Below are 11,791 nucleotides of genomic sequence, written 5' to 3'. Positions count from 1 at the left end.
ACTCGAAACAATTTTCATCAACATACTGATTTATAGACCGTAAGCTCACTCTTCCATATCAGTAGTTTGTTGGTTTAGAGTATAAGTACTATTGATGATAATTTAGTTAAAACCACTGATATGAGCTTAAAATGGCCCTATTGACAAAAGTCTAAGGGCCATTTACTTTATTGCTCTTTTTGAATAAAAAATCATCCTTATTCTTATAAAACAGTAGTTTTTGAAAAAAGGCCAAATTACTGCAACTCTGCATGGTCTTTGATAGTTAGATAGCAGAATGATTTTTGGACCAGATCAAATTACGGATGGCGGGCCTTGGTACGCTGAAACGCACATCACCGATAACCTTATCGTTGAACCATGGAATGCATTCTCTTCCTTGGCCATTGCTGCACCTGCCATTTACTTTCTATGGAAAATCCGAAAGCGCCCGAAGCAATACGGTTTTCTATTAGCCTGTATCCCCTTCTTATTTCTAAATGGTATAGGAAGTACGCTCTTTCACGGCCTTAGAACTTCGCGCATCTTCCTGTTGATGGATTTTTTACCTGCACTAATCCTCACCCTAATGATCACCATCTATTTTTGGTCAAGGGTATTGCCAAAGTGGTGGATGAGTATAGCGGTAATCATCCCGATCTTTTTACTCCGTTTTGGGGTTATCGATCTTATACCCGGGCAAGGGGGCATTAATACTTCCTATATGATTAGTGGTGCTGCTTTCTTAATACCCGTCTTCCTAATCCTCAGAAAGTACGAATTCAAGAAATCTTGGGACATAGTATTAGGAGCCCTCTGTTTTGTTCTAGCCATTTATTTTAGGCAGGTAGACAAAGATTTTACAGATACTGTCGCATTTGGCACACATTTCTTATGGCATATATTCTCAGGTATTGGTGCCTTCTTATTGGCAGACTATCTGTATTTCATTCGTAAAAACGAACTAGCTGCAAAACCAATTAAGTAATTATCCTTCTGGTATTGTCATTTAAACTACAGCATTTCATTTTGAGAATGAATTACTTAGCTTTAGTTAAACATAGACTATTTTTTTATGCAGAAGCCAACCGTAGTCGCCACTTTTTCGGCGCTAGTTGAAAGACAACCCACGCATGCCCTTGTTTCAAAAACTGATCTCGTAGTAATCCGATATGGAGATGAAGTATCAGTGCTATATGGACGATGCCTCCACCGAGGCGCCTTACTTTCTGATGGTCATGTAGATGGCGATAATTTAATTTGCGGTTTACATAACTGGGACTATAGAATAGACACAGGCGTGAGCGAGTACAACAATAGCGAAGTGCTTAACAAATTCACGGCAGTTGTAAAAGATGACGAAGTAATAGTTGACGAAAGCGAGATTGCTGAGTTTGAGGTAGCTAACCCAGCGCCTTTTAATAGAGATCAATATTTAGGGGCTTATGCAGATACGCACCCAGAAGCTACCGAACCTTATACGCGATATATTAAAGAATTAGCACAAAATGGCTTAAAAAACTGGGGGCATCACGGCCCTACAGAAGCAATGGGTGTAGACAGAACAACGCTTCCAAAATGGGAAGACATTCAGTTCTTACCTGCCCAATTATCAAGAAGACCTTTGCTAGATGAAGAATCCGTTGGATCAAAAACCATTATTGGTCCAAACGCTAAAAAACCACTAGAATTAGACATCCCCATTTTTGTTTCTGACATGTCCTTTGGTGCGCTTTCAAGAGAGGCTAAAGTGGCACTCGCAAAAGGAGCGGAAATGGCAGGGACTGGAATTTGCTCTGGTGAAGGCGGCATGTTGCCTGACGAACAAGAAAGCAATACCAGATACTTTTATGAATTGGCCTCGGCACAATTCGGATTCTCTTGGGATAAACTAAAGAAAGTACAAGCCTTCCATTTCAAAGGAGGTCAGGGTGCAAAAACTGGTACTGGAGGTCATTTACCAGGACATAAAGTTTCAAAAGAAATTGCCGAAGTAAGAGGCCTCAACGAAGGAGAATCTGCTATTTCTCCAGCAACTTTTCCAGATTTCCATGGTGTTCAGGACTTTAAAGATTTTACTGAAAAAGTAAGAGAAGTAACTGGCGGAATTCCTGTAGGATTTAAAATTTCTGCCGCACGACTTGAAGAGGATATTGACTTTGCCTTAGAAGTTGGGGTTGACTATATCATTTTAGACGGTCGCGGAGGTGGAACCGGTGCAGCGCCGACTATTCTTAGAGATAATATTAATGTACCGACTATTCCTGCACTTGCTCGAGCGCGAAAGCATCTAGACAATAGAAAAGCGCACGGCGTAAGTCTAGTAATTACCGGAGGTTTAAGAGTAGCTGAAGATTTTGCCAAAGCCATGATGATGGGCGCCGATGCCATTGCTGTTTCGAATTCTGCCCTTCAAGCGATCGGTTGTTTAGGAATGCGGGCATGTAATACGAATAACTGCCCTGTTGGAATTGCCACTCAAAAAGAGAATTTAAGACAGCGGCTAATCATTCAATCTTCTGCGAAACAATTGAACAATTACTTCAATGCAACCAACGATTTAATGAAAGTAGTAGCCAGGTCTTGCGGGCACGATGATTTTACAAAATTTAATGCTTCAGACCTAAGTACTTTCAATTGGGATATCCATAAATTGACAGGAATCCCATATGCCGGGGTAAATCCTTAAGCAAAAAAATTAATGGACGATATATATAAGCGATCGGTTGCCTTGCACGAAGAAATGCAGGGTAAAATTGAAGTCACCAATAAAATTGCTGTAGACAGTACAGACACTTTGTCTTTAGTCTATTCACCGGGCGTAGCTCAGCCCTGTTTAGAAATTGAGAAAGAGCCGGAAAGAGCGTACGACCTAACCATGAAAGGCAATACCATTGCCGTTGTCACCAATGGTACAGCTGTTTTGGGCTTGGGAGATATTGGACCTTTAGCTTCACTTCCGGTAATGGAGGGGAAAGCCATGCTCTTTAAAAAATTTGCTGGTATTAATGCCGTGCCCATTTGCATAGAAAGTACCAATACTAGACACATCATTGAAACCATCACGCGAATTGCCCCTTCTTTTGGTGGCATCAACCTAGAAGACATCAAAGCCCCAGAAAGCTTCGAAATTGAGGAAAAACTTCAAGGGCTTGGTATCCCGGTTTTTCACGACGATCAGCATGGAACGGCTATTGTAACGCTAGCTGCCCTTGTTAATGCTGCCAAGGTGAAGAACATGAAGCTCAGCGACATGAAAGTGGTCATTAATGGCGCAGGTGCTGCTGGTATTGCCATTGCTAAGCTATTAAGGTGTTTTGATATTGATTCTGAATTATGCGTTTCGGTAAAACAATTGATTGTTTGCGATAGCAAAGGCGCTATTCATAGATTCCGTCACGATTTAAATAAGGCAAAAACCGAACTCCTTAAATATTCGAACTTTGATGATGTAAAAGGCGATATCCATGAGGTAATAAAAGATGCCGATGTTTTTGTTGGTGTCAGCAAAGGCAATTTGCTTACTCAAGAGGATATTAAGAACATGGCGCCAGATCCAGTGATTTTTGCCATGGCCAACCCAACACCAGAAATACTACCGGAAGAATGTTTTTTAGCTGGCGCCTCAATTGTAGGTACCGGCAGAAGCGATTACCCTAACCAAATCAATAACGTACTGGCCTTCCCTGGTATTTTCAAAGGTGCCTTAGCCGCCAGAGCCGCTACTATTAGTACCGAAATGAAACTAGCTGCCGCTTATGCCATTGCCAGATATGTTGAAACACCAACCAAGGAAATGGTAATTCCTTCAGCGCTTGACACTTCTCTAGCGCATGTGGTCTCTGATGCGGTTGAGCAAGCGGTTTACCGAGAAAGAGAATTAGAAAAGAAAATAGCAGCTGCAGAGGCTGGTGAAATGAATGACTGAAACACTTGCTAGCATATTATTGATCGTTTTAGGCCTATATATTCTAATTGGCCTCATCTTTTACATTCCTTTTATAAAAACGGGAGTCCATAAAATAGATGGTGGCGTTAAAGACGCACCTGTATTTATGAAAATACTGATACTTCCGGGTACAGTGGCACTCTGGCCAATTCTATTGAATAAAGTAAAGAAAGGAGAACCATCATGAATGTGAAATTGAGAAAGCGGCACCGCTATATTTGGATGGTGATGGGCATAGCCTTACCGCTGCTTTGCCTTGAGGCCATTGAAGGCATTCCGAATAATGTAATCGCCGATATTCCGAGACATTCTTGTCCAGGAAGTATTACTAGTTGTGGTGATTACAATCATTCAGATTACTATCATGCGATTCAGGTTACTACTAAAACCATCGACTCTCTTACTAACTTTAAAATTGTGGTCAAACAGCCTATTAAGTCTGCCTTCACAACTCTTTATTTAGACCCGTCAGGAGAAAAGACAACTAGTTCGATACTGATAGGACAGCTGAGCCAAATGGGGGATTACAACTACCAAATTCCAACCGATATGGTGAACGGTTCATTTACCTTATTCTTTTATGATGAGCTGAATGACAAAATTTTTCACGAAGAAAGATTTATAGAAGAATGAGTGTAAACTATGCCGGCATATTATGGAATAAGCAAAAGAAGATTTATGATACAATCCTCTTTGTTTTCGTTCTAGGCTACCTAGCGCTATACGTTGTTTTTACTGGTTTGTTCAACCCAGAACTCACCGCCGAAACCATGATCATTAGGGCTACAGCTACCTTGGCCTTGTTGCTCTTGCATGTCATTCTAGGCATTGGGCCCTTGGCACGTTTAAATTCTAAGTTCCTGCCACTTTTATACAACAGAAGACACTTAGGAGTAACCATGTTTTTTGTGGCGTTGGTTCATGGTATTTTCAGCATACTACAATTCCATTCATTGGGTAGTAAAAACCCTTTGATTTCCCTGTTTACTTCTAATGGTAGCTACAATAGTTTAGTTGAATTCCCATTTCAAGTATTAGGCTTTTTCGCACTGATCATCTTCTTTTTGATGGCAGCAACGAGTCATGATTTCTGGCTAAAAAACTTAAGCCCTAAAGTATGGAAAGCCCTCCACATGATGGTTTATTTAGCCTATGCACTGATCATTATGCATGTCATGTTAGGCGTTGTGCAATTAGAGTCATCACCCTTTATTTATGGCGCTTTAATGATGGGACTTATGGTGATTATTGCTTTACACTTTGCCTCTTCCATCAGATCGGGCCGTGGACTGCATTTAACGTCACAAGGATACTATTACGCCTGTAATTTAGATGATATTAAAGATGATTGTGCCAAGGTGATCACCCTAAACGGAGAGAACATTGCCATTTTTAAGTACGATGGTAAGTTATCGGCCATTAATAATATCTGTAAACATCAGAACGGACCGCTTGGTGAAGGTAAAGTAATTGACGGTTGTGTCACTTGTCCTTGGCATGGCTATCAATACGAGCCACACAATGGTACTTCTCCCCCACCTTTCACTGAGAAAGTTTCCACTTACTTGCTAAGACTTGATGGTGAAAAAGTATTTGTTGACCCGACACCTCAACCTGAAGGAACTGCCTTAGAACCGATAATATTTGAAGCTTAAGTTATGAAAGACGAATTCTACATCGGTTACTTACCAAAAGCACCCAAGCGGATCGCCCGATTTGTGATGGTGTTCGTGCTCCTACTTTTTGTAGTTATGGGTTCAGTATCCTTTTTTCTATCAACTTCTCACGATCATATCAATAATGGTACTTACGAGTATGGTGAACTGACCGAATTAAAGGGAGTTATTCAGATGGAACCTGTGCCGCACATCCGCGTGCTAGCGGATGACGCAGGCAAAGTAGGGAAAAATATCATGCTGATTGACTTTGGTAAGTTCGGAGCGAGAAGTTCAGTCGAGAAGATGCAAGAAAAAACTGGCGGCAATATTAGTGATTTTGAAGTCACCATTAGAGGCACATTAGTTTATCAAGACGGTTTTACCCTTCTGGAATTAACTGAAAAAGACAAAGCTTTATTGAATCACCAACCACTAAATAATTCTACTCGATACGAAGCCATTACATCTAATTCAACTTCGGTTTCTTTAATGGGGGAAATTGTTGACCCAAAATGTTATTTCGGTTCTATGAAGCCCGCACAAAACAAACCTCATAAATCATGTGCCAGTCTCTGCATCGCTGGTGGAATTCCTCCCGTTTATGTTGTTCAAACTGAACAGCAGTTAGCAGAATATTACATTATTAAAGGAGTGAATGGGGAAGATATCAATAATGAAATTCTCGATTTTGTAGCAGAGGGAGTCAATATTCAAGGTAAAGTAGAAAAACACAATGAGTGGAATATTATCTACATAGACCCTTCGCAAATTCAACGACTTAACTAATGGACAACTGGGTAATTCCTTTAACACTTTTACCCGGAATCGGCATGATGATCATGTCTACCTCCAATCTCGCTACTGCCATTAGTACCGAAATCAACAATTTGCTCGAGCGGCAAGATTGTAAACCGACACTCATAGAGAAGAAAATTTCGCAAATGTCGCTACTCAACGTAGCGATGGTTTGTCTTTACATCAGTGCAGCAGTTTTTGCTGTTGCCGGACTTATCGAAGGCATTTTTAAGCTTCGAACGGAGATGCACGATGGCACGCTTCACCAATTATTATTGGTAATTGGGATAGCGGCACTCGTGATCGCCTCATTGCTTCTCATTACTTTTTCAATGCGCGCCGTACGCATTAAACGCAACCAATTTTTAAACAGTATCCATAAAGACTGAACCATGGCTAAAAAAATGAAATGGCACAAAGTGCTCGAAAACGTTAATGATCTTCCAGAAGGTCGGGTAATGTCGGCCAACGCAGAACACCAAGTGGTATGTTTAACTCATTTTGAAGGCAAGTTTTCGGCACTCGACAACCGATGTCCTCACCAAGGCGGGCCTTTAGGAGAAGGGAGTATTGAAAACGGTCTACTTAGGTGCCCATGGCATGGCTGGGACTATCACCCGTGTACGGGTTTAGCGCCGGGCTATGACGACGGCGTAGCCACATTTCTTACTAAAGTGGAAGACGATGCCGTGTATGTAGGCATTGAAGAAGAAGCGCCACATGAAGCCACTATCTCAGACCTAATGGCTGAAACGATGGTCAACTGGGGCGTTACAAAAGTATTTGGCATGGTTGGCCATTCTAACCTTGGTTTTGCTGATGCCATGCGCAGACAAGAGGAAAAGGGCAAGTTAAATTTTTATGGAATCAGACATGAAGGCGCTGCGGCTTTTGCAGCATCTGCCTATGGAAAACTCACTGGAAAGCCAGCCGCTTGTTTTGCTATAGCCGGACCAGGTTCTACCAATATGTTTACAGGTTTATGGGACGCTAAAGTAGATAGAGCACCCATTCTGGCCTTAACTGGTCAAGTAGCTACGCAAGTAATCGGAACAGGTAACTTTCAGGAAGTAGACTTGGTAAAAGCATTTGGTGCCGTTGCAGAATTCAATCATGCCACCCAAAGTTCGAGTAAACATGCCGAACTCATGGGCACTGCAATCAAGCATGCCATTCTAAAAAGAGATGTTTCTCATTTAACATTCCCTGATGAAGTTCAAGAACTTCCTGCCCCTGAAAATACTGCTCCAGGAACACCAGATGGTCGGATGACTCCACTTAAGATTGCACCACCGCAAGAAAGTCTAGATGAGGCATTGGATTTATTTAAAAAATCAAAAAAACCAGCGATCATTGTTGGTCATGGTGCAAGATTTAATATGCCGGCGATTATAGAATTTGCAGAAAGTATTAATGCCCCTGTAATGACCACATTTAAGGCAAAAGGTCAGATTGCAGATAACCACCCATTAGGCTGTGGTGTACTCGGAAGAAGCGGAACTCCAATAGCCTCATGGTTTATGAATGAAGCAGACATGCTTTGTGTATTCGGTGCTTCTTTCTCAAATCATACGGGTATTACTGATCATATCCCAACTATTCAAGTAGACTTCGATCCGCTAGCCTTGAGTAAATTCCACAAAATAGACGTACCAGTTTGGGGTGAAATCTCAGTAACTGTTGACTTGCTAAAAAAAGGACTCGCAGACAAAACTCATGCGGTAGATAGACGGGCGGAAGTAGCCAAACGATGGGCAATCTGGAAGTCGGAAAAAGCCAAAAGATTATTAGAAGATCATGGAAACGGGGTAAGCTCAATTGCCGTCTTCGAGGCCATGAATAAGCTGACGCCAGAAAATGCCGTGATATGTGCCGACGTTGGAAACAATGCCTATTCTTTAGGTCGCTATTTCGAGACTAGACAACACACATTCTTAATGTCAGGCTATTTAGGGTCTATCGGTTTTGGCTTTCCTGCCGCTATGGGTGCTTGGGCCGCTGTCGGCGACTCCAGACCCGTGATCGCGGTAGCTGGTGATGGTGGTTTCTGTCAGTATTTAGCTGAAATTACAACGGCTGTTAAATACAACATGCCCATCAAATTGATCTTATTGAATAATTCCGAATTAGGAAAAATATCCAAAGAACAGCGCGCTGGAGAATTTGACGTTTGGGCTACTGAACTACACAACCCGAACTTCTCCGATTATGCCAATAGTTGTGGCGCATTAGGTATTAGAGTAGAAAAGAAAGAAGAATTGGAAGATGCAATGAGACGTGTTATGGAACACGATGGGCCAGCCATGTTGGAGATTATGACAGATGTAGGACTTATCTAATGGAACGTTCTCAGAGCGGGTTCGGTTTATTAGTCACTATTAAACAAATCAAAGATGAAAGCAATTTGGAATGATGAAGTAATCGCTGAAAGCAACGAAACGGTAGTAGTAGAAGGAAATCATTACTTCCCTCATGATTCTATCAATAAGGAATACTATAAGCCAAGTAATACACAGTCCAACTGTCCTTGGAAAGGAATGGCTAGCTACTATACAGTAGAAGTTAACGGTTCCGAAAATCCTGATGCCGCTTGGTACTACCCTGAAACCTCAGAATTAGCCAAAGGCATTAAGAACTACGTCGCCTTTTGGAAAGGTGTGAAGATAGAGGACTAGCATGGGACTGTTTCATTGGAAAAAGAACCCTCTTCCAACACCAGAAGGTGTTTGTCCAAATTGTTGGGGTCGCCAAGAATATGGCGGCAGAGCGATTGACCTAATGGAGGATAAACAAATAGATGTAAACAACAGTGCTTCGCGACATGCTTTTATACAAGAATTTGTCGTAAATCATGTGAGCGGTATTCAATTGAAGAAACATGGACAGGGATACGTTTGCCCTACATGCCAAACTGAATACAATAAAGAGCTCAAAGAGATAAGTAGATAATTATGAGCCTTGCTTCAATTAAATCCAATTGGTCACTATTAAGTAGCGAAGATCCAAAGAGTTTAGCTCCAGCTATTGAGCAAATTCACCGCGGTGTACAATTCATCGCCATGGCAGGAAAACACTACGTGAAAAATGTTCCTGACGATAGTCACACAAATCTAAGGTGGCTGCCACGCGAAGAAGTACTTGCAGGTAATTGGATTAGAGAACGCAATGGTAATTTTAGGTTTGCTATACGATCAAAGGACCTCACCTTGATTGTCTATAACGCGAATATGGAGCCTGCTTCAACATTTGCGCTCAATGGCAAAACGAATGAAGAAGCACTAGTATGGGTAAAAGAACAGTTGACTTCCTTCGGCAAGGATGCTGCTTTAATGAAAATGGATATTCACTACGATATTCCACCTCATGAAACCGATAACGGATCGCCATATCAATTTCAAAACGCAACACGCTTCGCGGAGACGGCAAAACATCGTGCAAACAGTGACTTAGCGCTTGCTTATTTTGCAAAGGCTTATAAAACGGCTTCTACGGTTAGAACATGGCCTCATCACTTCGATCACGGGGTATATATACCGATGGTTTTTGATGATGCAGGTAATGCCACTAAGTCGTTTAGTATAGGTATGGGAATTCCAGATCCAGCGAGCGACGAGCCTTATTACTACATTACCACCTGGTCAAAAGCAGGAGACAACGAATACAAAAACCTTCCTCCTTTACCTTCTGGTGAATGGATAAGTGCACCATTTAATGGCGCAGTACTGAAGGCTTCAGAAATTGTAAAATCAAAATCTGCAGCGCAACAATCTAAAATCGTAATGGATTTCTTGAAAGCAGGAATTGCGGCTTCGCAGAAAGTGCTTGGTATTGAATAATTCTAGGTTTTTATGAAGAAAATAGCCGCTCTCAACCTATTCACTTCTTTATTTATCTGTTTAATAACCAGTTGTACAAACTCAGAGAAGGCCAACAAAGTTGCGCTCACAGATGAAGCACAAAATAGAATTCAATCTTATTCAGAAGAATTAATTGGGAGTATCAACAATTTCGAATTTTCAATAATCAATAATAGCTGGGATTACTCGGCCTTTAGGGTAAGAGTCTCTGAAAAAATTAACAAAACTCAACGAAGTGTTTTGAATCACATTTTCGATGATAATCTGAGAATGACGATTAAATCTGGAAACCTCAGTATTGTTCATCGCATAAATTCAGAAAAAGGGCACGTCTCATTAATAAGGCTAAAACATTTCGAATATTATTCAGAACTGACATTACTATTAACTTATGACGGGTATTTCAATTTCTTTAAATATCGAATTGAATTCATTCAAAACAGTCCAAAACTGACCGATTACTACGATTACTCTGAAAACTTGTGGTATAGTGAAAAAATTAAAAGTGTACTTGAATTAAACTCAAAATACATTGCCCATTCACCTGAAAGACGACAGGCTAACCTGGCTTTAGACCAGTCCAGGTTAGCACTTCAAGCAGGAGATACATTAGAGGCGCTGTATTTATTATATGATATTCCGGACTCCCATTCTAAAGGCAATTCATTGAGCTTGAGAAAACTGGGTTTAGCAGTAACTTTAGGGGACTCAATTTTCTCAGACGTACTATTCACAGAATTTGATAGAAATCAGAGTACTTTTATGAAGTACCTCTATCACTATTATGAAAGTGACACAACTAATCTGAAACTGACCATCAATCTACTTTCAAAGCAGCTTGGCGGTTCTTCAAAGCTAGACTCACTTTTTGAACAAGGATATCTCTGGAATATCAAATAGTTAGAATATGCTGAGTCTAGTAAATAACGACAAATGAACGCACCTACCGAAATAGATGGCGCAAAGGTTCTTCTTACCATCATTTTAAATGATTCCTATGTGCCAACCGGTTTTACAACTCATTATGCAAAAGGGTTTGAAAATTTGAATAGACTTGCCATATGTAAATATGATGAAGACCCTGAATTCTATTTATTCTATTGTGATTCTGATTGGTAGTATTAAATGATACTGCTCATGATTCAAAACAACTTGCCATCCAACAAGCAGAATTAGAGTTTGAAGGAACAGCCAGGATTTGGGTTTCTAATGGATAGAAGTGTTAATTTGGGTTCCATTCCAATGTAGAAATTGAATGATTAAATCATCTTCAATCACTTCAGTTGAATACGCTTTATTATAAAAGGAAACAAATTGAAGCTTGACGATAACATATTCGAACATTTCGAGAAGTTTATCAAACTCTCTGACGAGCTAAAGGCAGCACTTGACGAGCGTTTAAAGCCTGTTATTTTCGAAAAAGGCGAAATGGTCTTGAGCGCCGATCGCGTTTGTACCGAGAGTTATTTTATTAAAAAGGGAATTCTGAGGACCTATTTCCTTAAAGATGGAAAAGAAGTAAGGATTTAATAATCACTATGAGCACAGAGTCA

General features: G+C 40.7%; 15 protein-coding genes. All 15 read left to right on the top strand.

Going from position 1 to position 11,791, the window contains the following annotated elements; translation table 11 throughout:
• The first annotated feature begins 277 nt into the window (after positions 1-277).
• The 15 genes from JXQ92_RS14550 (at position 278) to JXQ92_RS14480 (ending at position 11,768) form a co-directional block, all read left to right on the top strand.
• Positions 278-967, top strand: coding sequence for a ceramidase domain-containing protein (locus JXQ92_RS14550; protein ID WP_421987351.1), 690 nt, complete (start codon positions 278-280; stop codon positions 965-967).
• Between the two features lie 87 nt (positions 968-1,054).
• The gene (locus JXQ92_RS14545; protein ID WP_421987350.1) at positions 1,055-2,668 is read left to right on the top strand and encodes a glutamate synthase-related protein; all 1,614 of its coding nucleotides are present in this window, start codon (positions 1,055-1,057) and stop codon (positions 2,666-2,668) included.
• Positions 2,669-2,680: 12 nt separating this feature from the next.
• Complete coding sequence (locus tag JXQ92_RS14540) at positions 2,681-3,907, top strand: NAD(P)-dependent malic enzyme (protein ID WP_421987349.1); 1,227 nt, start codon at positions 2,681-2,683, stop codon at positions 3,905-3,907.
• A complete protein-coding gene (locus JXQ92_RS14535) occupies positions 3,900-4,115 on the top strand; it encodes a hypothetical protein (RefSeq protein ID WP_421987348.1) in 216 nt (71 codons plus the stop codon). Before JXQ92_RS14540 ends, JXQ92_RS14535 begins: the two co-directional genes overlap by 8 nt.
• Complete coding sequence (locus JXQ92_RS14530; protein ID WP_421987347.1) at positions 4,112-4,561, top strand: hypothetical protein; 450 nt, start codon at positions 4,112-4,114, stop codon at positions 4,559-4,561. Before JXQ92_RS14535 ends, JXQ92_RS14530 begins: the two co-directional genes overlap by 4 nt.
• A complete protein-coding gene (locus tag JXQ92_RS14525) occupies positions 4,558-5,583 on the top strand; it encodes a Rieske 2Fe-2S domain-containing protein (RefSeq protein ID WP_421987346.1) in 1,026 nt (341 codons plus the stop codon). The genes JXQ92_RS14530 and JXQ92_RS14525 overlap by 4 nt, the downstream gene beginning before the upstream one ends.
• Before the next feature lie 3 nt (positions 5,584-5,586).
• A complete protein-coding gene (locus tag JXQ92_RS14520) occupies positions 5,587-6,372 on the top strand; it encodes a hypothetical protein (RefSeq protein ID WP_421987345.1) in 786 nt (261 codons plus the stop codon).
• Complete coding sequence (locus tag JXQ92_RS14515) at positions 6,372-6,770, top strand: DUF2721 domain-containing protein (RefSeq protein WP_421987344.1); 399 nt, start codon at positions 6,372-6,374, stop codon at positions 6,768-6,770. The genes JXQ92_RS14520 and JXQ92_RS14515 overlap by 1 nt, the downstream gene beginning before the upstream one ends.
• A gap of 3 nt (positions 6,771-6,773) precedes the next feature.
• Positions 6,774-8,720 carry a thiamine pyrophosphate-dependent enzyme gene (locus JXQ92_RS14510; protein ID WP_421987343.1) on the top strand — a complete coding sequence of 649 codons (1,947 nt, stop codon included), beginning with the start codon at positions 6,774-6,776 and terminating at the stop codon, positions 8,718-8,720.
• 54 nt (positions 8,721-8,774) lie between these two features.
• Positions 8,775-9,056, top strand: a complete 282-nt coding sequence (locus JXQ92_RS14505; RefSeq protein WP_421987342.1) for a DUF427 domain-containing protein — start codon at positions 8,775-8,777, stop codon at positions 9,054-9,056.
• A gap of 1 nt (position 9,057) precedes the next feature.
• Positions 9,058-9,330: a hypothetical protein gene (locus tag JXQ92_RS14500; RefSeq protein ID WP_421987341.1), complete on the top strand. Its 273-nt coding sequence runs from the start codon at positions 9,058-9,060 to the stop codon at positions 9,328-9,330.
• Positions 9,331-9,332: 2 nt separating this feature from the next.
• A complete protein-coding gene (locus JXQ92_RS14495) occupies positions 9,333-10,217 on the top strand; it encodes a hypothetical protein (RefSeq protein WP_421987340.1) in 885 nt (294 codons plus the stop codon).
• A 12-nt stretch (positions 10,218-10,229) separates the two neighbouring features.
• Entirely contained in the window at positions 10,230-11,138 is a 909-nt protein-coding gene (locus tag JXQ92_RS14490; protein ID WP_421987339.1) for a hypothetical protein, read from the top strand.
• Positions 11,139-11,171: 33 nt separating this feature from the next.
• Positions 11,172-11,357: a hypothetical protein gene (locus JXQ92_RS14485; RefSeq protein ID WP_421987338.1), complete on the top strand. Its 186-nt coding sequence runs from the start codon at positions 11,172-11,174 to the stop codon at positions 11,355-11,357.
• A 195-nt stretch (positions 11,358-11,552) separates the two neighbouring features.
• A complete protein-coding gene (locus JXQ92_RS14480; protein ID WP_421987337.1) occupies positions 11,553-11,768 on the top strand; it encodes a hypothetical protein in 216 nt (71 codons plus the stop codon).
• Positions 11,769-11,791 lie beyond the last annotated feature (23 nt).

Source organism: Roseivirga sp. (assembly GCF_049099775.1).
Taxonomy (GTDB): Bacteria; Bacteroidota; Bacteroidia; order Cytophagales; family Cyclobacteriaceae; genus Roseivirga.
The sequence above is the reverse complement of the archived record's forward strand: the minus strand, read 5'-3'. Positions and strand labels throughout refer to the sequence as shown.

What these genes read in the sequence shown, in the direction of transcription:
- JXQ92_RS14520 (WP_421987345.1), top strand. Translation starts at nt 5,587, where the DNA reads ATGAAAGACGAATTCTACATCGGTTACTTACCAAAAGCACCCAAGCGG.
- JXQ92_RS14535 (WP_421987348.1), top strand. Translation starts at nt 3,900, where the DNA reads ATGACTGAAACACTTGCTAGCATATTATTGATCGTTTTAGGCCTATAT.
- JXQ92_RS14515 (WP_421987344.1), top strand. Translation starts at nt 6,372, where the DNA reads ATGGACAACTGGGTAATTCCTTTAACACTTTTACCCGGAATCGGCATG.
- JXQ92_RS14500 (WP_421987341.1), top strand. Translation starts at nt 9,058, where the DNA reads ATGGGACTGTTTCATTGGAAAAAGAACCCTCTTCCAACACCAGAAGGT.
- JXQ92_RS14550 (WP_421987351.1), top strand. Translation starts at nt 278, where the DNA reads ATGATTTTTGGACCAGATCAAATTACGGATGGCGGGCCTTGGTACGCT.
- JXQ92_RS14485 (WP_421987338.1), top strand. Translation starts at nt 11,172, where the DNA reads ATGAACGCACCTACCGAAATAGATGGCGCAAAGGTTCTTCTTACCATC.
- JXQ92_RS14490 (WP_421987339.1), top strand. Translation starts at nt 10,230, where the DNA reads ATGAAGAAAATAGCCGCTCTCAACCTATTCACTTCTTTATTTATCTGT.
- JXQ92_RS14525 (WP_421987346.1), top strand. Translation starts at nt 4,558, where the DNA reads ATGAGTGTAAACTATGCCGGCATATTATGGAATAAGCAAAAGAAGATT.
- JXQ92_RS14495 (WP_421987340.1), top strand. Translation starts at nt 9,333, where the DNA reads ATGAGCCTTGCTTCAATTAAATCCAATTGGTCACTATTAAGTAGCGAA.
- JXQ92_RS14505 (WP_421987342.1), top strand. Translation starts at nt 8,775, where the DNA reads ATGAAAGCAATTTGGAATGATGAAGTAATCGCTGAAAGCAACGAAACG.
- JXQ92_RS14510 (WP_421987343.1), top strand. Translation starts at nt 6,774, where the DNA reads ATGGCTAAAAAAATGAAATGGCACAAAGTGCTCGAAAACGTTAATGAT.
- JXQ92_RS14545 (WP_421987350.1), top strand. Translation starts at nt 1,055, where the DNA reads ATGCAGAAGCCAACCGTAGTCGCCACTTTTTCGGCGCTAGTTGAAAGA.
- JXQ92_RS14540 (WP_421987349.1), top strand. Translation starts at nt 2,681, where the DNA reads ATGGACGATATATATAAGCGATCGGTTGCCTTGCACGAAGAAATGCAG.
- JXQ92_RS14530 (WP_421987347.1), top strand. Translation starts at nt 4,112, where the DNA reads ATGAATGTGAAATTGAGAAAGCGGCACCGCTATATTTGGATGGTGATG.